16 protein-coding genes are annotated in these 20,213 nt (G+C 41.6%); 13 read left to right on the top strand and 3 right to left on the bottom strand.

What is annotated here, in order from left to right; all coding sequences use genetic code 11:
• Positions 1–49 precede the first annotated feature (49 nt).
• Both GWK08_RS04235 and GWK08_RS04230 read left to right on the top strand, forming a co-directional pair.
• Positions 50–4,231, top strand: a complete 4,182-nt coding sequence (locus GWK08_RS04235) for a T9SS type B sorting domain-containing protein (RefSeq protein WP_163605651.1) — start codon at positions 50–52, stop codon at positions 4,229–4,231.
• Between the two features lie 2 nt (positions 4,232–4,233).
• On the top strand, positions 4,234–5,229 hold the full coding sequence (locus GWK08_RS04230) for a PorP/SprF family type IX secretion system membrane protein (protein ID WP_163605650.1): 996 nt from the start codon (positions 4,234–4,236) through the stop codon (positions 5,227–5,229).
• A 28-nt stretch (positions 5,230–5,257) separates the two neighbouring features.
• On the opposite strand, the gene GWK08_RS04225 is transcribed toward GWK08_RS04230, so the two are convergent.
• Both GWK08_RS04225 and GWK08_RS04220 read right to left on the bottom strand, forming a co-directional pair.
• Positions 5,258–6,421, bottom strand: coding sequence for a VWA domain-containing protein (locus GWK08_RS04225; RefSeq protein WP_163605649.1), 1,164 nt, complete (start codon positions 6,419–6,421; stop codon positions 5,258–5,260).
• Between the two features lie 6 nt (positions 6,422–6,427).
• Positions 6,428–7,144 (bottom strand): SIMPL domain-containing protein, encoded by a 717-nt coding sequence (locus tag GWK08_RS04220; protein ID WP_163605648.1) that lies wholly within the window; start codon positions 7,142–7,144, stop codon positions 6,428–6,430.
• Between the two features lie 214 nt (positions 7,145–7,358).
• Between GWK08_RS04220 and GWK08_RS04215 the strand changes: the two genes are divergently transcribed.
• From GWK08_RS04215 to GWK08_RS04190, 6 genes are read left to right on the top strand one after another with little or no spacing between them, the layout of a single operon-like run.
• On the top strand, positions 7,359–9,638 hold the full coding sequence (locus tag GWK08_RS04215; RefSeq protein ID WP_163605647.1) for a tetratricopeptide repeat-containing sensor histidine kinase: 2,280 nt from the start codon (positions 7,359–7,361) through the stop codon (positions 9,636–9,638).
• Complete coding sequence (locus GWK08_RS04210) at positions 9,639–10,373, top strand: LytR/AlgR family response regulator transcription factor (RefSeq protein ID WP_163605646.1); 735 nt, start codon at positions 9,639–9,641, stop codon at positions 10,371–10,373.
• A 13-nt stretch (positions 10,374–10,386) separates the two neighbouring features.
• A complete protein-coding gene (locus GWK08_RS04205; RefSeq protein WP_163605645.1) occupies positions 10,387–10,899 on the top strand; it encodes a gamma carbonic anhydrase family protein in 513 nt (170 codons plus the stop codon).
• 44 nt (positions 10,900–10,943) lie between these two features.
• The gene (fabD, locus tag GWK08_RS04200; RefSeq protein ID WP_163605644.1) at positions 10,944–11,828 is read left to right on the top strand and encodes an ACP S-malonyltransferase; all 885 of its coding nucleotides are present in this window, start codon (positions 10,944–10,946) and stop codon (positions 11,826–11,828) included.
• 56 nt (positions 11,829–11,884) lie between these two features.
• Positions 11,885–12,415 (top strand): RNA polymerase sigma factor, encoded by a 531-nt coding sequence (locus GWK08_RS04195; RefSeq protein WP_163605643.1) that lies wholly within the window; start codon positions 11,885–11,887, stop codon positions 12,413–12,415.
• A 45-nt stretch (positions 12,416–12,460) separates the two neighbouring features.
• Positions 12,461–13,228 (top strand): anti-sigma factor, encoded by a 768-nt coding sequence (locus tag GWK08_RS04190; protein WP_204335994.1) that lies wholly within the window; start codon positions 12,461–12,463, stop codon positions 13,226–13,228.
• Between the two features lie 69 nt (positions 13,229–13,297).
• On the opposite strand, the gene GWK08_RS04185 is transcribed toward GWK08_RS04190, so the two are convergent.
• The gene (locus tag GWK08_RS04185) at positions 13,298–15,802 is read right to left on the bottom strand and encodes a hypothetical protein (RefSeq protein ID WP_163605641.1); all 2,505 of its coding nucleotides are present in this window, start codon (positions 15,800–15,802) and stop codon (positions 13,298–13,300) included.
• A gap of 486 nt (positions 15,803–16,288) precedes the next feature.
• Here GWK08_RS04185 and GWK08_RS04180 point away from each other — a divergent pair, with 486 nt between their 5' ends.
• Genes GWK08_RS04180 through GWK08_RS04160 form a run of 5 tightly spaced genes read left to right on the top strand, consistent with a single transcriptional unit; the run spans position 16,289 to position 20,210 of the window.
• Positions 16,289–16,774, top strand: a complete 486-nt coding sequence (locus GWK08_RS04180; RefSeq protein WP_163605640.1) for an RNA polymerase sigma factor — start codon at positions 16,289–16,291, stop codon at positions 16,772–16,774.
• The gene (locus GWK08_RS04175) at positions 16,761–17,096 is read left to right on the top strand and encodes a hypothetical protein (RefSeq protein ID WP_163605639.1); all 336 of its coding nucleotides are present in this window, start codon (positions 16,761–16,763) and stop codon (positions 17,094–17,096) included. The genes GWK08_RS04180 and GWK08_RS04175 overlap by 14 nt, the downstream gene beginning before the upstream one ends.
• 19 nt (positions 17,097–17,115) lie before the next feature.
• Complete coding sequence (locus GWK08_RS04170) at positions 17,116–17,781, top strand: Spy/CpxP family protein refolding chaperone (RefSeq protein ID WP_163605638.1); 666 nt, start codon at positions 17,116–17,118, stop codon at positions 17,779–17,781.
• Positions 17,782–17,839: 58 nt separating this feature from the next.
• On the top strand, positions 17,840–19,207 hold the full coding sequence (locus tag GWK08_RS04165; protein WP_163605637.1) for an ankyrin repeat domain-containing protein: 1,368 nt from the start codon (positions 17,840–17,842) through the stop codon (positions 19,205–19,207).
• 13 nt (positions 19,208–19,220) lie between these two features.
• Positions 19,221–20,210 carry a carboxypeptidase-like regulatory domain-containing protein gene (locus GWK08_RS04160; protein ID WP_163605636.1) on the top strand — a complete coding sequence of 330 codons (990 nt, stop codon included), beginning with the start codon at positions 19,221–19,223 and terminating at the stop codon, positions 20,208–20,210.
• Positions 20,211–20,213: the final 3 nt, after the last annotated feature.

The raw sequence follows: 20,213 nt of genomic DNA, 5'->3' as shown, positions 1-20,213 counted from the left end.
TTAAGGATTGTATTAGAGACTAAACTAAACTAACTCCTTAACTGTAATAATGAAGAAATTATATTTTCTGATTTGTTATCTGTTATTTGGCGCGTATACGTATGCACAAATTACAGTAGATGATACTTCATTTTCCGCCCAGCAACTCGTAGAAGAAGTACTGATAAACAGCCCTTGTGCCACCACATCCAACTGGACGGCATCTACGGGGATAATTCCGGCACAAGGTGTCGATATTAACGGAATAGGCTTTTTTGAGCGTGGAACCTCTAATTTCCCCTTTGAAAGGGGAGTAGTCCTGAGTTCCGGAAGAGCAAGCCTTGCCGGAGCACGAAATCCGGTCGATCCGAATTTAAACCCTCAATCGGAGGGAAGCGCTCCCACAGATACGGGAGGAGCACCTTTGTGGAGAGGAGACAACGACCTGGAAAATATTGTAGGCCTGCCACTGGGAAATACATTTAATGCTTCCAGCCTGTCCTTCGATTTCGTCTCTCAGGCAAATCAGATCAGCTTTAATTTTATTTTTGCTTCCGAAGAGTACAACCAGAACTTTGAGTGTCAGTTTTCGGATGCTTTTGCCTTTATTCTGACCGATTCCAGCGGGAATTCCCAGAATCTGGCAGTGGTTCCCAATACCACTATTCCCATTACTACCATGACCATCAGGAGAAGAGTGGTTCCCACAGCTCCGGGGAGTACCGGATGCCCTGCTCAGAATCCGCAGTTTTTTGAAAGATATAACTTCGGGCCCACAGCTGCCAGCTCTGCTATAGCTTTTAACGGTCAGACCGTAGCTCTTACCGCCAGCGGAACAGTGGTTCCGGGAGAGACATATACCATTAAATTGGTAGTTGCAGACCAGTCCGACGGGGCCCTGGATTCGGCAGTTTTCCTGGAAGCAGGAAGTTTTAACCTTGGAGGAAGCCTTGGAGACGACCGTACCGTAGCTTCTGGAAATCCGGGATGTGACGGAGAGGCAATTACTTTAGATGCCACCATAACCGGAGCCACCTATAGCTGGTTTATTTTAAATGAAACAACCAATGTTTTTGAACCTCTTCCCGACGATACCAACCCTGCCGTAAACGAGACAGACCCCGTTATTAATGTAACAACTTCCGGAACCTATAAAGTGGAGGGAGAACTGATAGGGACCTGTTCCTTTGAGGATGAGGTAGTGATCGAATTCATAACGCCTCCGCAAATAGAAAACTCTCCTCAGGATCTGGAAGCCTGCGATGAGGGGAATAATGACAATGCTATCTTCGACCTGAGTGTAAATACCCCTGTGGTCCTGGGCAGTCAGGATCTCAATCAATTTGTGGTGAGTTATCACCTGACCCAGGCCGATGCCGATTCCAATTCGGGAGGAATAGATCCGGCAGCTTTTTCCAATACTCAGAACCCCCAACAGATATTTATCCGTGTAGCAGATAATACGCAAAGCTGTTTTGTTACTGCCAATTTTACGGTAACGGCTGTACCGCTTAGCATTCAGGCTCTGGATGACCTGGAGCAATGCGATCCGGACGGGGTGGCAAGCTTTGATCTGTCAGACAGGACTTCAGATGTTATCGGGACCAATGACCCTTCCCGGGTAACGGTAACTTATCACCTGACCCAGGCCGATGCAGATACCGCCAATGCTCCTCTCCCGGATAATGGCTATGATAATACCGCTCCGGTACAGCAGATATTTGTCCGCCTTCAGGACAATGCAAATCCCAATTGCTTTGCCACGGCCTCTTTTAATATAATAGTGAATATTCCACCGGTAATAAATCAGGTTGATGATATTGAAGAATGCGATAATGATCTGGATGGGGATGATACGAACGGTTTTGTTGAATTCGATCTAAGCCTAAGGGATACCGATCTGATAAACGGACAGGCAAATGTGGTTATCGATAGCTATCACAGCAGCAGAGCGGATGCGGAAAGCGGAAATTCTCCTCTTCCTGCCATATATACAAATACAACTGCTAATCGCGAAACCATTTTTGTCCGTTTGAGAAATACTGCCTCCGACTGTGTGAGTGTGGCAGATTTTGACCTGGTAGTTAACCCGCTTCCGGATGTAACCAATGTAAATTTGTTGCAATGTGATGTAGATGGCAACCCCGATGGTTTTACGATCTATAACCTTGATGAAGCCAATATAGATATCATAAGCGGGGGCAACACGGCCGATTTTACCTTTACTTATTTTCTTAGTCTGGCCGATGCTCAAAGCGGAAATAATCCGCAAGCTCCCGCTCCTTTTACCAATACGGCAAACCCACAGACACTTTTTGTCTCTGTTGTTAATAATACCACTTCCTGTTCGCGGATAGTAGAGGTTATCTTGGATGTGACGGCTACCAATGTTTCCAATGCTTCCCTGACACTTTGTGATGACGACAGAGATGGTTCTGTGGCCTTCGACCTTACCCTGGCAGATGCCCAGGTACTGACATCGGCTCCTCCGGGTCTCGATGTGGCCTATTATGCTACTTTGCAGGATGCGCAGCTGGAACAGAACAGATTACCCGATCTTTATTCGAATAGCTCGAATCCGCAGACGGTATTTGCGCGTGTCGAAAATGCAAACGCCTGTTTCGGAATAAGCTCTCTCACCTTAAACGTTAATGAACTACCACCTCAGAACCCGCTGAGCGATTTTGTAGTTTGTGATGACGATGACACCTTTACTTTCGATCTTAGTACAAAGGACGCCGAAGTATTTGGGAGTGCCAACCCGGCTGATTTTACTGTTTCGTATCATAGTAATGATGCGGATGCTATTGCCGATACCAACCCCCTGACCACTAATTATACCAATATATCTAATCCCCAAACTGTAGTAGCTCGCCTGGAGAATAACATCACCGGTTGTTTTGTCACTACGGCCTTCAGGCTAAGTGTCAATATAAATCCTACAGTAAATCAGCCGCTACCCCTTGAGATCTGTGATGACGATATAGTTGATGGCTTCGCAGCCTTTGATCTCACTACTAAAAATGCCGAAATTACAGGAAATCAGAATGGGGTAGAGGTGAGCTATTATTTAACACAAAATGATGCCGATATGGGGATCAATCCGCTTCCGGACACCTATACCAATATCAGTAATCCGCAAATTGTTTTTGTACGTGTTCAGAATACAACCACTTCTTGTTTCCGGACAGATAACACAACACTTGAACTTATTGTTCAGCAGGGAGCAGTAGCTAACAGGCCGCAACCTTTACAGACTTGTGATGAGCTGGGAGAAAATGACGGCATCGCCCAATTTGATCTTACTGCACTCGACAATGAGATCAGGGGAAATCAGGATCCTTCTCAATACCGGGTGAGTTATCACCTGACGGAAAGCGATGCGGAAGCCGGTAGCAACGAGATAAACGGTGCTTATACCAATATTTCCAATCCGCAGACCATCTATGCAAGGGTTACTAATATTCCGATCGGTTGTTTTAATACTACCACTGCAGAACTGGTAGTGAATTTGTTACCGGAACCCGAACTGGGAGATACCGTGGCTCTTTGCGTAGATGCCAACGGAACGATCACCAGCAGACCTACCCTTAATTCCGGTATTCCCGCTTCCGGTTTTAGTTTTGAATGGCGACTGGACGGAACACTTCTTGCCGGTGAAAACAATCCTGACCTGGTGGCCAATACAGCAGGAACTTATACGGTAAGTGTGGTGAATAACAGTACCGGTTGTCGTAATACCGATGAAGTGGTGGTACGGCGGTCTTCACCCCCTATAACTTTTAGTGCCGAAGTGGTAACAAATGCCTTTGTACAAAATAATCGTATAGAAGTGAACGTTACTGGTGAAGGGGATTATCAGTTTAGCCTGGATGGCGGTTCTTTTCAGGATGACCCTTTCTTTGAGAGAGTTTCTCCTGGACCGCATACGATTACTATCCGGGATATTAATGGATGTGGAAGTGTTGAGGTGGATGTTTTTATAATTGATTACCCCAGGTTTTTTACACCTAACGGCGATGGTTTTAACGATACCTGGAATATTGTAGGAGCCACAAGGTTGGGTAACCCAAATATTTTTATATTTGACAGATATGGAAAGTTACTCAAGCAGATAGAACCGGCTGGAAACGGATGGAACGGAATGTTTAACGGACAGCCCTTACCGTCAAGTGATTACTGGTTCTTAATAAATTATACGGAAGATGATGTGTCGAAACAGCTGCGAGGACACTTTGCCCTAAAACGATAAGCATGAAGAAAAATATCCTATTTATTCTTTTGTCATTCTTTTGGCTATTCAGAATATCTGCTCAGGAAGGACTTCCGGTGTATTTTGATTATCTCTCCGATAATTATTACCTGATCCACCCTGCCATGGCCGGAGTAGGCCAGGGAGGTAAAGTAAGGTTAACAGCCAGACAGCAATGGTTCGACGTTAACGGGGCTCCCAACCTTCAAACCTTAAATGGGCACCTCCGCGTGGGAGACAGAAGTGGGGTCGGAGCTATTATCTTTAATGATGAGAACGGTTTTCATTCGCAAACAGGATTAAAATTAACCTATGCCCACCATTTGTTGTTCTCCAGAAATGTTGTCGATATCAATCAATTGTCTTTCGGACTGAGTGTTGGTGTTCTTCAGAGTAATCTGGATGAAACGGGTTTTACTTCTTTTTTTCCGGATCCTATCATCACCGGAACAAAAAATAGTGTGAGTTATTTTAATGTCGATTTCGGAATATCCTATAATTTCCTGGAATTCTATGCTCATTTAACGGTACAAAACGCTCTGGGAACAGGAAGAGATTTGTATACGGCTCAGGAATTTGACAATCTCAGGAGATATCTGGTCTCTGCCGGTTATGTTTTCGGAAAGGGAGAGTGGCAGTTCGAACCTTCTTTCCTCTTTCAGGCTACCGAGTTTACCAATGAAAAGACCGTTGATATCAATGCCAAAGTGTATAAAGATGTTGAATTCGGAAAAGTATGGGGCGGACTCTCATACAGAAGAAGTTTTGACGGAGCGCAGTTCAATGTGAATGGTACACTGGACGATCAGAAACTACAGCTTATCACTCCTATTCTCGGAGTGAATTATAAAAACTTTGTATTTGCCTATACATACTCCTATCAGACAGGAGATATCAGAATAGATAACGGAGGATTCCATCAGATCACCTTGGGGCTTAATTTCCTCGGGGCCGGTAGTAAACCGTATGATTGTAATTGTCCGGCAGTAAATTATTAAAAGAAAAGAGGTCCGAAGACCTCTTTTTTTATTCCCATCTGTAATTTTTCTTTTCCGCTTGCTTTTTGATCGCCTTTATCATGGCGCTTTCCAGGCTGTTGGAATCTTTGTTTTTCTTTTCTTTAGCTATATACTGATTACGCTTTTTGTTCAGCTCCTGTATTTGTTGCTGAATACTGGCCCTTTTACCTGCTTTTTGCTGAACATATGCTTTGATCTGAGCAGTGGATTTCCCCTGCAGTTCTGAGGGAAGCTCCTTTTCCTTTAATTTATCGTATTTAAAGTCCTTGTCCTTTGCAGCATCTACCAGATCCCAGGAAGAGTTTCTGTAAAGCCCCGAACTTTTACTCACGGCACGCTTAAGCTCCACTTCTTCGTTTATGGATGCGGCATTGGAATCCTGTATTGCCTGCTGGCTCAGTTTGGTCCTCCCCATTTGCCCGTAGGGAACATAAGTTCCGTTAAGCTGGATATTGAGTTTTAAAATAGCATCATCATAAGGAGTAACGATCTGAACAAATCTTCGGTTGTGATCTATAGACATATAATCACCATGGGTCAGAAGAGCTCCGTCTTTCCACATTCCGCTGATTCCCTGCTCGTAATTCCCGCAAAAGATGGTATTTACGATAATATCTTTCTCCCGGGCGTCTGTTGCAGCGTCCTTATAATTGATCTTTCCCTGAGTAAAAGGCTCGTTTCCGGCTATAAAGATCATTTTCAGATCGTCGGGATTATTCCCCCAGTTCAATTGTTTAAGAGAGGTTTTTATGACCTGCCCGCAAAATTCGTTCCCTCCGTTGGTAGTAAGGGAGAATAACTTTTCTGAGATATCATCCAGATCTCCCGTAAAACCTATTACCTGTCTAATATAACCTTCATCGGAAGGAAGATTGTCATTCCCGTATTCATAAAGAGCGATCTCCAGTCGGGGAGCTTCGTGCTCACAACGGGCATAAGACAATTCGTTTACGATGTCCCACAACTGGGATTTGGCCTGATTGATGAGTCCGTCCATACTGTTGCTGGTATCCAGGAGAAGGGCCACTTTAATGAACCTTTTTCCGGGTTTGTAAATGGCTTTGGTAGATAAATAAGCCTTTTCATTTCTCACACTGCTTTCACAAGCCAGTACATTTACCGTTAATAGCATCGCCAGGGATGCGGTTAAGATTGTTTTCATTGCTTTCATTTTCTTTTATTTAAGTTCAAAATTCACTTCTACAATTGCATTGATGGTAATGTTTTTAAATTCTGGCTGATTATAGTTTCCTGTAATTATATTTTGAGAGTTTCCGTATAAGGCACTTTCACGGTAAACTGCATTTGAATTATTGGTTATTGAGCTATTATAGGAAGGAACCTCTTTTATGAAAAGCGCCTTTCCGACAGTTTGATCGATAGCACTACTTAAATAAACCGCCTTCTTCTTTGCGGCTCTGATAGCCTCGATCTTTATCTTCTCTTTTAAATCGATCATCTGAGAATGATCTATCCTGATAATTGAAGCATTTGATATCTGTAATCTTTCAAGTAAGCTGAAAACCTTTTGTAATATGTTAGTATCGTGAAGTAATAATTCATATTGTTTTTTCTTTAATACGTCATTTTTTTTCCAAAAGCGATTGTAATAATTACTGTTGAAATCCTTGATCTTTAATTTTTCAGCAGTATTGATTCCAAGTGAGTTAAATCCATCGATCATTTTAGATTCCTGCTCTTCAATAGATACTTTCCCTTTTTTATCTTTTTCATTAATAAGGATACCTATATAGATCTCATCCGGACTTATTTTCATTTCAGCTTTACCGATAACATTAATATAGTTATGATCGATAAAGTTTTTTTGAGCCTTCACGGCAAATGATAGGAGGCAGATTAGAAAGACTAAGGAGTTTGTTTTTATGTTGTTCATGCTTTTTTGTTTATATCGCCTAAAGTAGAAGCAAACTTTTTTAAAAAAAATGCAGAATGAGTTTAACGGAAGCCGGAATGAGTGAAAAGTACTTTTCAATGAGTTAAACGGAAGAGCGGCTTTCATTTTTAGCCCTATTTGAAGAGATAAACAAAAACAGGGTTTTAAAATACCGCCTAAAGTGCGTAAGTTTAACCAATTAATACAATCGGAATTGAAAAAAATAATAACATATATATTCTTTGTTTTCCTTATCGGCTCCTTGTCGGCACAGGAGAATAAGGACAATGTTTTTAGGATTTATGGAAGCGTAAAGGGAAAGGAGAACAGGACCCCTATTCCCGATGTTGAGGTGTATGTGGTAGGAGGCCAGAGGACGCGTACGGATTTCCTGGGGAAATTTAACCTGACAGCGAGTATAGGTGATGAGATCGTTTTCAGAAGCCCTGAGTTCGAAACGGTATACTACAGAATTATAAGCAGTGAGGAAATAGATGTCCTGGTAGAAGGCTATCGCTCTCCTTCCTCCCAGCGTCTTGAAAAAGCTGCTCAGATAAAAAAGGAGCACGGGCAATACCTGGATTCCGCCAATACGGTTAAAAAACAGGATATTGGCAAGAGTCTGGATTTTGTGGAAAGATCCTTGTCGGTACTTGGGAATGCCAAAGAAGCTCAGAAAAGGTCACTTTCCTTTTTCACTCTCGGAGAGATCTATTTTTACTGGAAACAATACGATCTGGCCATTAACAGTTATCTCAGTTCCATAGATGCAAGATCATCCCTTGAGGCTCGTATACAATTGGGAAAAGCGTATTATCTGAATAAGCAATACACAGAGAGTAACACGATCTTTGAAGCGCTTAAAAATGAGCGAAAACTATCTTCCTATCAGAAAATAACGGTTCACGAAGGGCTTGGAGATGCTTTAAAGGAACTGGATAAGCCTGAAGATGCCCTGAAGAACTATCAGGAGGCCCTGGACCTGGCACAGAAGAACCTGGTAACTCCCAAAATAACGGATCTGAATTCGAAAATTGCCGATGTATATGCAAGGACCAATGAAACAGGGCGCGCTCAGAATTATTTTAGTAATTCCCTCAACCTGGCACAAAAAGAAAATACGGTTAGGTCTATACAGGAAAAAGATAAGGTAGCCGATTTCTATAATGATAAAAGTGAATATGATAAAGAGATAGAACTGAGGAAGTCTGCCCTGGAAGAGGTGAAGAAACTAAAGCGAAATGATAATATCGGGAATGTTTCTAAATTCAGTATTCGTTTAGATGAAGATCAAAAAAATGATGACAATGGTAATCCGGATACGGAAGAAAAGATAAATGCTCCCGTAGGCTTAATACGAGGAGATACCATTACCACCCAAAAACTCAACTACAAGATCGCCAATGCTTTTATAGCTCAGGATAAATATGAGGAAGCCATACCTTACCTGCAGGAGAGCATTGCCGAAGCCGATGAGGTTGAAGATCTGATCGTTAAAAAAGATGCTACACGAAAGCTTTCGGAAGCGTACAGAACAGTGGGTGATTACTCAAAAGCCCAGGAAAGCTATGAGGATTATGTGGAGCAGGTAGAGCAGTTGTATATTAAAAAGGAGCAAGAGATCTCTCAGCTAACCCGTTTTAGCCGGGATATTGCAAATAAGCAGAACCGGATCACCAGCCTGGAAAAAGACAGGCAACTATCGGAAAGTAAATACAACCTGGCCTTAAAAGATCAGGAACTTATTAAGGAGAATAACAAAAGACAACGACTTATCATTTACTCCCTGATCTTTGGGATCCTGATGATTGCCCTGGTGGCATTCCTCTTTTACCGGACCACAAAGCAGCAAAAACTGGCCAATAATCTGCTGGCATTAAAATCGCTGCGTTCCCAGATGAACCCGCACTTTATTTTTAATGCGCTTAATTCCGTAAACAATTTTATTGCGAAAAGCGATGAACGCAGTGCAAACAGGTACCTGAGTGAGTTCTCTACGTTGATGAGGTCTGTTCTGGAGAATTCCGAAGAAGATTTTATCCCCCTGAGCAGGGAACTGGAACTTATAGAATTATACACCAAACTGGAGCATTCCCGTTTTGCGGAAAAGTTCGAGTATGAGATAAAGATCGATGAGAATGTAGAAATAGGACAGTTCGAGATCCCTCCCATGCTTCTGCAACCTTATATAGAAAATGCTATCTGGCACGGATTGAGGTATAAGGAAGATAAAGGATGGTTAAAAATACACTTTTCTCAACCTGATGCCGATCATCTGAGAGTTGAGGTAGAAGATAATGGCGTGGGCCGGAAGCAGTCGGTGGCTCTGAAGACAGAAAATCAGAAAAAACAGAAGTCCAAGGGAATGAGCAATATTCAAAAGAGGATTGCTATCCTTAACGATATGTACAAAGACCGGATAGATGTTCATGTAGAAGATCTGAACGGAGACGGTACGGGAACCAGAGTTATGTTAACCCTAAAGAAAGACTAAATGACAAAACTTAATGCTATAATCGTCGAAGATGAAGCTACCAGCAGGGAGATATTGCGGAACTATGTTCAGAAATACTGCCCTTCGGTCAACCTGATAGATGAGGCTGCCAATATAGATGATGCCCTGGTCCTGATTCGGAACCACGAACTGGATCTTGTTTTTCTGGATGTGGAGATGCCCTACGGAAATGCCTTTGACCTGCTGGATAAGGTAGGGGACCGTTCTTTTGAAACCGTTTTTGTTACGGCTTATGATCATTATGCCATTGATGCTCTCAACAATCACGCTTCCTATTATTTGATGAAACCTATTTCTATAGACGAACTCATCAAGGCGGTAGACTATGTTGCAGAGATCAAGCAGAAGGAAGATGAATTGCAGGAGAAGATCCTGTCTCCGAGGGTTAATGCCGTGCAGGGAAAGATCACAATTCCTCAGCTCGATGGTTTTGAGGTACTGGATGTGAACGATATTATTTATTGCAAAGCCGATGACAATTATACCGAGATCTATCTGGAAAACCGGAAAATGGTAGTAAGTAAGACGTTAAAATACTTTGAAGAGGCCCTTGCAGATTTTACATTTGCAAGGATCCATAAATCCTACCTGGTCAATATCAATGCCATTGCCAAATACAAAAAAGGAAAAGGAGGCAGTGTGGTGCTGAATAACGGGAAAGAACTTATGGTATCTTCTTCTAAAAAGAAAGAACTATTGTCATACTTTGAATAATAAGAAACAGAAAATGATCATAAGAGAAGTTAACGGAAAAGAACCGCAGTTCGGCGCGGATTGTTTTATTGCGGAAAATGCAACCATAGTGGGAGATGTAGTTATGGGAGACCAGTGCAGTGTCTGGTTCAATGCTGTTTTAAGAGGGGATGTGCATTATATTAAAATGGGAGATAAAGTGAACGTGCAGGATGGGGCCGTCATTCACTGTACGTATGAAAAGTCGCCTACCAATATCGGGAACAATGTTTCCATTGGGCATAATGCCATTGTACACGGATGCACGGTTCAGGACAATGTACTTATCGGAATGGGGAGTATCGTTATGGACGATTGTGTGATTGAAAGCAATAGTATTATAGCGGCCGGATCTGTGGTCACCAAGAACACAAGAGTGGAAGCCGGGAGTATTTATGCGGGAGTTCCGGCTAAAAAAATAAAAGATATTAGCGAGGAATTAATTTCTAACGAAATTAACCGAATTGCTGATAATTATGTAGAATATTCCGGTTGGTTTAAGTTGTAAAACTTAATATTAAATTGTTATTTTGCTCAAAATAAACTAGCTATATGAACGCATATATCTTTCCTGGTCAGGGCGCGCAATTTGTGGGAATGGGACTCGATCTTTACGAAAAATTCCCCCTGGCACAAGAACTTTTTGAAACTGCAAACGATATTTTAGGATTTCATATTACGGATACCATGTTTGAAGGGACTCCGGAAGATCTGAAACAAACCAAAGTAACACAACCCGCTATCTTTTTACACTCTGTTATCATGAGTAAGGTAATGGGAGACAGCTTTAAGCCGGATATGGTGGCAGGACATTCCCTCGGAGAATTCTCTGCGCTGGTAGCTAACGGAACACTGGGATTTGAAGACGGATTAAAATTAGTGGCTCAAAGAGCTATGGCCATGCAAAAGGCTTGTGAATTACAGCCCAGTACCATGGCAGCTGTTCTTGGTCTGGAAGATGAAGTTGTTGAGAATATCTGTAATGAAACTCCGGGAATAGTAGTGGCAGCCAATTATAACTGCCCGGGTCAGTTGGTAATATCGGGAGAGGTAGAAGCTATAAATACTGCCTGCGAAACCTTAAAAGAAGCAGGGGCCAGAAGGGCGTTGGTCCTTCCTGTTGGGGGAGCATTTCACTCTCCTTTAATGGAACCTGCAAGAGAAGAGTTGGCAGTTGCGATAGAAAATACTATCTTTAACCCACCAACCTGTCCAATATACCAAAACGTAACAACTCAAGCGGTTACGAACGGAGATGAAATTAAGAAGAATCTCATCTCTCAATTAACAGCTCCCGTCAAGTGGACGCAAAGCGTTCAGAACATGATAAACGACGGAGCTTCTCTGTTTACAGAGGTAGGCCCAGGTAAAGTATTACAAGGGCTTGTTAAGAAAATTAACCGTGGTTCGGAAGTCACTTCCGCAGTTATAGAATAAGTTATTTTTTCTGTGACATTTAAAAAAATTGCTAAAAAAAACTGTATTACAGTTACATGGAATTGGAAGAATTAGTACAAAGGTTTCAACAAAAGGACATAAAAGCTTTTGAAAAGCTTTATGATATGTACGCCGACAATATGAAGGCGGTCATATACAATATCGTCCGCAATGAGGAAGACGTAGAAGAAATTCTTCAGGACGTTTTTGTGAAGGTGTGGAATAACTCCGATAGTTATTCCCCAAAGAAGGGTCGTTTCTATACCTGGTTGATCAATATCTCCAGGAATGCTGCTATAGATAAGACACGCTCAAAAGATTTTAAGAAGAGCGGGCAAAACTCAGACGCAACTTTTTTCGTAGATATATTTGAATCTCATGATAACCTGGATAGCACTGTAGATGCTATAGGTATCAAAAAGTTTGTAAATAGCCTTACAGAAAGGTGTAAAAACCTTATCGAATTGATTTATTTCAAAGGCTATACACAAAAAGAGGTGAGTGAAGAGATTCAAACACCGTTGGGGACTATAAAAACACATTTAAGAAAATGCATCTCTAATTTAAGGGAGATCGTACTAAATTGACATTGGGTAATAGTGGATATTAAAGAGTACATAGAATCAGGTATTTTGGAGCTATATGTTGCAGGAGCCCTTTCTGAAAAGGAAAATCAGGAGGTATACGATGTGATGCAGCAGTATCCGGAAGTAAAGGCAGAAGTAGAGGAGATCGAAAAAGCCATAAGGGTACTGACCAAATCTATGCTGCCTACAACTATAAGTTCTTCTTTCGAATCGATCAGAAGGATTATTAGTAAGGACGAGGGAGGAAAAGTTGTTCCTCTGTCTAAAGGCAGGACAAATTGGGCTGCATACACAGGATGGGCGGCTTCTGTTATTTTGGCTGTTGGGTTATTCTGGATGTTTAACCAAAATAATGAATTGAAATCTGAAGTACAGTCTGCAGAGATTAAAAATGCTGTACTGGAAAAGCAGATAGAAGAAACGAACTATTCGCTTAACAAAGCAAGCGAATTGCTTTCTGTTCTCAGGGATAAGAACCGTACGGAAGTTCCGCTTGCCGGACAAACGGTAGATCCTGAGGCTTATGCAAGTGTTTATATAAAAGACGGAGAGAATACGGTTTATATAGATGCACTTGGATTACCGGATCCTCCGGAAGGAAAGGTATATCAGGTATGGTCCTTAAAACTAAGCCCGTTAACACCAACGAGTATCGGACTACTTGAGGATTTTGCAACCGATGAGAATAAGATATTTGCGCTGACTAATGTAGATGGTTCCGAAGCTTTCGGAATTACCCTGGAGCCGGCAGGAGGAAGTCCTACGCCGAACCTGGAGCAACTCTATACTTTAGGAGCAATCCAGACACCGTAAGCGCGATAATTACATAAACAATTAAAAATGCCTGCTCTGAGCAGGCATTTTTTATATGATCAGGTAGCTTTAGTAATGAACTACAAATCTGAAATCTGCTGCTCCCAGCTGGCCATTACCATCCACACCTTCCACACGGCCCAGATAAACCGATTTATTGCTGGAGGTAAAAAAGCTTATTTCAGCAATGCCCTCATCATTCGTAATAAGATCAGGTTCCCAGATAAGGGTATTCCTGTAATCGGGAAAACCATCCCCTCCGGTGTCGTAGTCGGGCTGGTAGAATTTCTTGCTGAGGTGATAACCTTTTATAAATTTAAAATTATGGATCTCCGGATTATCAGTGCTAAATTTTGCCTTGTATTGAACTAACCGCCCGCCATTGAGTTTATAGAATTGCCCGTCTACAGGTTTCACAAAACCCGGCCCGTGATTAACACAGTTCAGGATATTGTATTCAGCACACAAATAATCGGAAACATTCCCTTCATAAACTTGCCCCTTGTACTTATTTCTCGAATGATTATGTGCCTTGACCACGATCTCGTCAAGTAAATTGGTATTGGTCAGGCTGAGCTTCTGAAGAAATCTGGATTCTTTTTCCTGATCACTTTCCAAAAAGCGTTCCGGATATGCAAATTTCTTGTCGGAAGCCCATTTATTGATAAGCTCAAAGCGATCCGGGATCTTTATAAGTGCATTTTCATTCTGATCCGGTTTGAGGAAAAAATGATGCCCCTTAGATACGTTGAGTGCATATTCAGGGAGCGTGAACACTCCGTTTGCATCTGTTGGAATACTGATAATATGACCTGTAAAAAGCAGGTGTATTTCTCCTTTCTGAGCCAGTTTCCGAAGCTCTTTCTTGCCCTCGGCAAAAACCTGCCCTTTCTGATTTTCATAAACCACTTTCTGATTATCCTGTACCGCTTCGCGCAGGGAGTCCTCCCGCCAGTAATAACTCCTCCATCCCTGAGTGAGAAGCAGGAGATCCAGGTGTTCCCACCGGTTTTGGTTTTTTTCAATAAAATAATACGCAGGGTCGTGTATCTTTCCTTTTAGTTCTGAAGACAGATAATAATGGGTAAAGATATTTTTTTGTTCGGAGGGATCCTTGAACAAATGATCGTACACACTCAGCCCTAAATGAGCTTTTACGGGCCTGTTGTCCTGATCGGTGACCCTGAACTTTAGCCGTATCTTTTTCTTCTCCCGGATGGTGTCCTGGGAAAAGCCAATATTTTCAACATATAATTTCTGTTCCTGATTTACGTATATGAGTCGTTCTGCAATAGGAAGGAAGGCATCGTTGAATAATGTTACCTCTGTAATTCCCTGGGGAAGCTTGTCCAGGGGGATAGAGAAAAAACTCTGGTTTTCGGAAAAAGTACCCGATCCCATCCAGTAACTGATACCTCTGAGCTGAGCTCTTACATGTACTTTGCTGGCTTTGGTGTTTTCGGTTTTGGATATACGAAATTGTATTCGCTTTTCCGTACGCCGGTTTACGGTCATGACAATCCCCTTCTTTGTAGCTTTAGGTAATATAAAAAGACTGTCTATCGGAGGGTCGTAAATTTTCACATAGTATTCCTTATCTGCTTCCGGAACATAATTAAAGGCTCCCATCCCGTTATGTACGCTGTTCAGACTGTCCTTTGCAATACCTTCTTCATAGAGTATTCCTTTTACTTTAACCGGCTGTCCGTCCGTCCCCAGTGCTTTGAAGGCAATTTTGTTGGAAAGGCCTGCAACCGTATTCCCACCTTCGGGAAAGAGCCCGAACTGGATCTGTCTGTCGTCTTTGTAGGGAATTTTTAATTCAAACTCTTCTTCTCCGTTTTCACCCGAAACATCAATCTTTAATTTTAGCCTCGGGCCTGTATATTTTGAGGAAAATCCTATACTTATTTCTCCCTCTTCATTCGAGCGTGTCCGCATACGGTCTATGATCTTTTCATCCCTGAGCAATAATACGCGGGCAAGTGCATCGGGCAGGATCTTTCCGTTTCTGTCGGAAAGCTGTAAAGTAACTTTTATGGGATCTTCTTTCCTGTAGTACTGACGATCGAACTCAGATTCCATTGCAATTTTAGGAATAATATGTTTTTTGAGTTTTATGCGTTTTAAGGCACTTATGTTTTCGGTCTTGCTCAATACCGAGGAAGCGGTATAAGCCGCCAGGAGATAATCGCCCTCCGTTAGGGTATCGGGGACAAATAAATGCCCGCTGGAAAAACCGGCGATCAATTCATATTTTGCCTCGAATACGATTCTCCTGTCCTTCTCATTTAACAGCTGAAGAAAAAGAGTATTATTTTCACCCGAAGGTGCATGGCTTCGTGAATCTAATACATAAGCTTTAAACCAAAGATCCTCATCGGTCTCGTAAATATCCTTACTGGTTTGAATATAGATGTTTTCGGAAGCGACCTTTTCTGAATATTCATGTAAATTCCGGTACAAGCGGTTTTCCAGTTCGGGAGTGACTATCGGTTGTGATTGAACTGAAAAATACAGGAGAATAACCAGTCCCAGGAGAATATTTTTTTTCTGACAGATGATGGTATTCATAAAGTATAGTAGTTTGATTTCTTCGAATATAAGAAATTTTTTTCAACTACTATGTCTTTAGTAGGTGTGGATAAGATAATGGAGGACAGATTATTAGCGTATAATAAAAATGCCTGCAATCTGCAGGCATTTTTTTCTAATCAACCACAAAAAAATCAAAAAAACAAACTGACTATCATTAGTTCATCTCATCGATTTTGAAATCATAATTAACTGATCTACCGGTTTCATTGGTGGTTTCGTCCGGTTGCCATTTAGTGATCTCCTTTATAGCTGACGGCATGTTAACTTTGCTACATTCCCATCTACGAAGTTTTAAAGAAGGCGGTTTTATCTTTTTTGTTAAAATTTAAAAGAAATAAAACCGGTTACAGTAAAAGGAAAGTTTTTGATTTATAGGGTATTGAACCATAAATATGAAAAAGAATAAAAAAAAGTAAATTTCATGTCATATAAAAAGGCATTTTTATAGACTAATGATCAAAGATGAATAAAAGCAGGCTTGAGCATTTATTAAAAGAACACCACCGGGATGCTTTTATCTGGGCAGGTCAGTGCTGTAATTACGATTATGAAGAGGCCAAGGAAGTATTACAGCAAACCTATCTGAAGATCTTTGAAAAAAAAGCCGTTTATAAGGAACGCGCTGCATTTAAGACCTGGTTGTTTTCCGTGATCCGGTTCACGGCCATCGACCATATTAAAAAAAAGAGCACTTTTGAAAGCCTGGACAGGCTTAATATTGTGGTTGAAGAACAGATAGAAGCAGATCAGGTTAATTACAGGAAGTTACTGTCTCATCTTCCGGAACGCCAGCAACAGGTGCTGTTATTGTCATTTTATCACGGGATGACCCTTGCGGAAATAGCAGAGATAACCAAATTGCATATTGGTACGGTAAGGACGCATTATGAGAGAGGTAAAGACAGCTTGAGAACGCTCATTTTAAAGAAAAGAAATGAACAGATCTGATAAGGAAATAAAGGATTTTTTTGCAGAAATGCGAAAAGCAGACGAGCAGCTGCAGATCCCGGGGTTTGAGGGAACTGAGGGGAGAAAGAGCCGTTCGCTAAGCAGGTATATTATTCCTTACGGGATTGCAGCTTCCTTCCTTATCCTGTTCAGCCTCTACCTTAACAGAGGAGGGCAGGATGATCAGGAAGATTCAAAGATCGAGATCGTGCTCTATATGAAAGAAAAGGGGAGTACCGAATCCTTAATTACGGAAGAAGTATCATTAGATTCATGGGAATCTTCGTCAGACGCTCTTATCGATGATCTTGGCGAATGGTAATCAATTAAAAAACAACAAAATGAAAAAACTTTTAATAATTATTATACTTCTGACCACTGGTCTACAGGCAATGGCTCAGGATGCTTTCAGGAAAGATCTGTTTTCGGCTAATGTAGTCCTGAAATATCGTGTGGAGATAAATTTGTCCGAGCAAAAGGTAAATACGATAAAGAAGATATACGATGAGCATACGGTAAAATTCAATTCTTTAAAATGGGACCTGGATGCAGAGCAACTCAGTTTAAATAAACAACTGGAATCTTCCAGAGTAGATGAGAAAGCTTCCCTGGCTCAGATGGAAAAAGTGGTGAACCTCGAAAACCAACTGAAACAGCTTAAGCTGAAGATGCTGATAAAAATAAAGAATGAACTCACGGTTTCACAGCAGGAAAAACTTAAGGAACTCAGAACTGACGAAGACCTGAAAAGCAAGGATGTTGTTGTGCCTGTTAATGAGAACCCGAGAATAATGATCAGAGGTAATGCCGGTAAACTTAACAGCAATCCTTTGTATGTCCTTATAGATAAGAAAGGTGAGCGAAAGATCTCTGCAGAAGATTTCAGGATACTTAACCTTAAGCCCGATAGAATTGTAAGTGTTTCGGTATTAAAAGGAAATGCGGCCTGGATAAAATACGGATCTGATGGTAAGAACGGAGTGATCGTTATTCAGGTGAAAGACTGATATAGTAACCGTTACAGGAACAATACTAACAATACCTCTAAAAATTTAAGCAAACAAAATGATAAGATTCAGATCTTTAATGGGATTACTATTCCTTTTAATTTCCCTCTCTATAAATGCACAAACCGTACAAAGAGCGGTATGTGAAGGAAACCTGACCCAACTGGATTCCCTTTTAACTTCAACAGATATCCATATAAAAGATAAGATAGGAAGAAGCCTGGCTCATTATGCAATAGCATGCAGGCAGGAAAAGGTAATGGATTTTCTGATCGAACGCGGAATGGATGTAAATATGACCGATGATAAAGGCTATACTCCTTTGTTTGTGGCTGTGCAATTCGGGAATGATAAAATGATCGATAAATTAATCGGGGCAAATGTCGATATAAACAAAGGAGTTTCTTCATTGCACAGAGCTGTTCTTCGAGATAACCTGAAACTGCTTAAACGGCTGGTTAATGAAAAGACCGATGTCGATGTCCTGAATGACAGGGGAAATACGCCTTTAACGATCGCTATGCGTCAGGGATCCGATGAAATTGCAGCTTTTCTGATCTCCAGGGGAGCGGATAAGAGTAAAATACCCACTTATGAACTAAAAGGAGATTTTTTAGGTCAGACCAGACCGGGATTGAAGCCGGAAATATTTGCTCCCAATGTAGTTTCGACAGAAGATTTTACACACAGCGCCACTTTCACTCCCGACGGAAAGGAGTTCTATTATACGGTGGAATCCCGCAAATATAACAGAGGAACCATAATGGTTTCCCGAAGAGAAGGAGACCAGTGGTCAATACCGGAGCCGGCAGATATTGAAGGCGAATACCGGGAGATCGATCCTTTTGTAACAGCCGATGGTTCCACCTTGCTTTACAGTTCCAACCGGCCTGCAAAAGAAGGAGATTCGATCCTGCGAAATATCGATCTGTGGATGGTGAAGAGAAAAGGTAAAAAATGGGGTACTCCCATCCATCTGGGAGCAGAGGTCAATACCGCTCATGCCGAATGGTTCCCGACGGTTTCTAAAAAAGGGACATTGTTCTTTTCTACAGGCCCAGATCGCTCCAGTAATATTTATTATTCTGAATTTAAGAATGGAAAATATCAAAAAGCAATACCTCTGGGCGATTCGGTTAATTCGGAGCACAGAGATTACGATCCTCTGATCGCACCGGATGAAAGTTATGTGATTTTTTCTTCAAGGAGACCCGGAGGCATGGGCGGTTCTGATCTGTATATCAGCTTTAAAAATGAAGACGGCAGCTGGACAAAAGCTAAAAATATGGGAAGCGAGATAAACACTACCGGGGGAGAATTCGCTCCGGGATTATCTCATGACGGAAAATACTTTTTCTTTACCAGAAGAGGAGATATCTACTGGGTGGATGCTAAAATAATTCAAAACCTTAGGATAAAAATATAAGAGGAAACCAAAAATGAATAGAACTGCTTTTTTTCTTTTACTGTTTAGTGTTTTTACTTCTTTTGCTCAAACCGTAAGCGGATATGTGTTTGACAATGTAACCAAAGAACCTTTACTGGGAGCTTCCGTGTATTTTGATGGCACTACTATAGGAACGATCACAAATGAGGAAGGGAGGTTTACACTGGAACTGGAGAAAAAGATCACCTCGCCCTTGATAGTCAGTTATGTGGGCTATAATGATGTTTTCCTGGAATCTGTCTGGGATCAAAAAGATATTAAAGTAGGGATGAAGCCGAAAGCAGTATCCCTGAAAGAAGTAGTGCTTAGGGCTGACCCCTTTTCCAGGGCTCAGAAATTAAAGGCATTCAAAGAGCAGTTCCTCGGAAATACCAGAGCCGGAAGAGGTTGCGAAATATTAAATGAAGATGCCATCCACCTGGCCTACGATGTCTCCAAAAAACAACTCATCGCCAGTGCGGATGAAGCGATTATAATTAAAAACTCATACCTGGGATATGAACTCAGGTTCCGGCTGAGCGATTGTGCGGTCACCTACTTTTCCAGAAGCCTGGATCCTCAGGAAGTGCATCAAACCTTTTACCTGGGAACCAGTTTTTTTATTGATAAACAGGAAGGGGTCGCGAAGTATGAAAAAAGAAGAGAGAAAGTGTATCTGGGTTCTTCCCTTCACCTCATGAGAACAGCAGCCAGGCAGGAATGGGAAACTGAGAAGTTTGTACTGTTTAAGGGCAGTTTCTCCATTCGGCCGGAAAACTATTTCCGCGTAAGCGATAGCCTGGGGATGAAAAAAGTAAGCCTGCCCCTTAAACTGAATGTTCTGTATAAGAAGAGCAGGCAATCTGCTATTTTTCCGAAATACAAGTATTATTTTATTGATGATTACGGAAATTTTTATCCGCCCGATGCCGTTTCCTTTTCAGGAGATATGGGAGCCAAACGCACGGGAGACCTCCTTCCTTTGGATTACGGATTAAAGTAACAA

Source organism: Leptobacterium flavescens (assembly GCF_010671605.1).
Taxonomy (GTDB): Bacteria; Bacteroidota; Bacteroidia; order Flavobacteriales; family Flavobacteriaceae; genus Leptobacterium; species Leptobacterium flavescens.
This window is presented reverse-complemented; position numbering and strand designations above follow the sequence as displayed.

What these genes read in the sequence shown, in the direction of transcription:
- GWK08_RS04230 (WP_163605650.1), top strand. Translation starts at nt 4,234, where the DNA reads ATGAAGAAAAATATCCTATTTATTCTTTTGTCATTCTTTTGGCTATTC.
- GWK08_RS04160 (WP_163605636.1), top strand. Translation starts at nt 19,221, where the DNA reads ATGAATAGAACTGCTTTTTTTCTTTTACTGTTTAGTGTTTTTACTTCT.
- GWK08_RS04220 (WP_163605648.1), bottom strand. Translation starts at nt 7,144, where the DNA reads ATGAACAACATAAAAACAAACTCCTTAGTCTTTCTAATCTGCCTCCTA.
- fabD (WP_163605644.1), top strand. Translation starts at nt 10,944, where the DNA reads ATGAACGCATATATCTTTCCTGGTCAGGGCGCGCAATTTGTGGGAATG.
- GWK08_RS04195 (WP_163605643.1), top strand. Translation starts at nt 11,885, where the DNA reads ATGGAATTGGAAGAATTAGTACAAAGGTTTCAACAAAAGGACATAAAA.
- GWK08_RS04210 (WP_163605646.1), top strand. Translation starts at nt 9,639, where the DNA reads ATGACAAAACTTAATGCTATAATCGTCGAAGATGAAGCTACCAGCAGG.
- GWK08_RS04225 (WP_163605649.1), bottom strand. Translation starts at nt 6,421, where the DNA reads ATGAAAGCAATGAAAACAATCTTAACCGCATCCCTGGCGATGCTATTA.
- GWK08_RS04170 (WP_163605638.1), top strand. Translation starts at nt 17,116, where the DNA reads ATGAAAAAACTTTTAATAATTATTATACTTCTGACCACTGGTCTACAG.
- GWK08_RS04175 (WP_163605639.1), top strand. Translation starts at nt 16,761, where the DNA reads ATGAACAGATCTGATAAGGAAATAAAGGATTTTTTTGCAGAAATGCGA.
- GWK08_RS04185 (WP_163605641.1), bottom strand. Translation starts at nt 15,802, where the DNA reads ATGAATACCATCATCTGTCAGAAAAAAAATATTCTCCTGGGACTGGTT.
- GWK08_RS04165 (WP_163605637.1), top strand. Translation starts at nt 17,840, where the DNA reads ATGATAAGATTCAGATCTTTAATGGGATTACTATTCCTTTTAATTTCC.
- GWK08_RS04235 (WP_163605651.1), top strand. Translation starts at nt 50, where the DNA reads ATGAAGAAATTATATTTTCTGATTTGTTATCTGTTATTTGGCGCGTAT.
- GWK08_RS04180 (WP_163605640.1), top strand. Translation starts at nt 16,289, where the DNA reads ATGAATAAAAGCAGGCTTGAGCATTTATTAAAAGAACACCACCGGGAT.
- GWK08_RS04205 (WP_163605645.1), top strand. Translation starts at nt 10,387, where the DNA reads ATGATCATAAGAGAAGTTAACGGAAAAGAACCGCAGTTCGGCGCGGAT.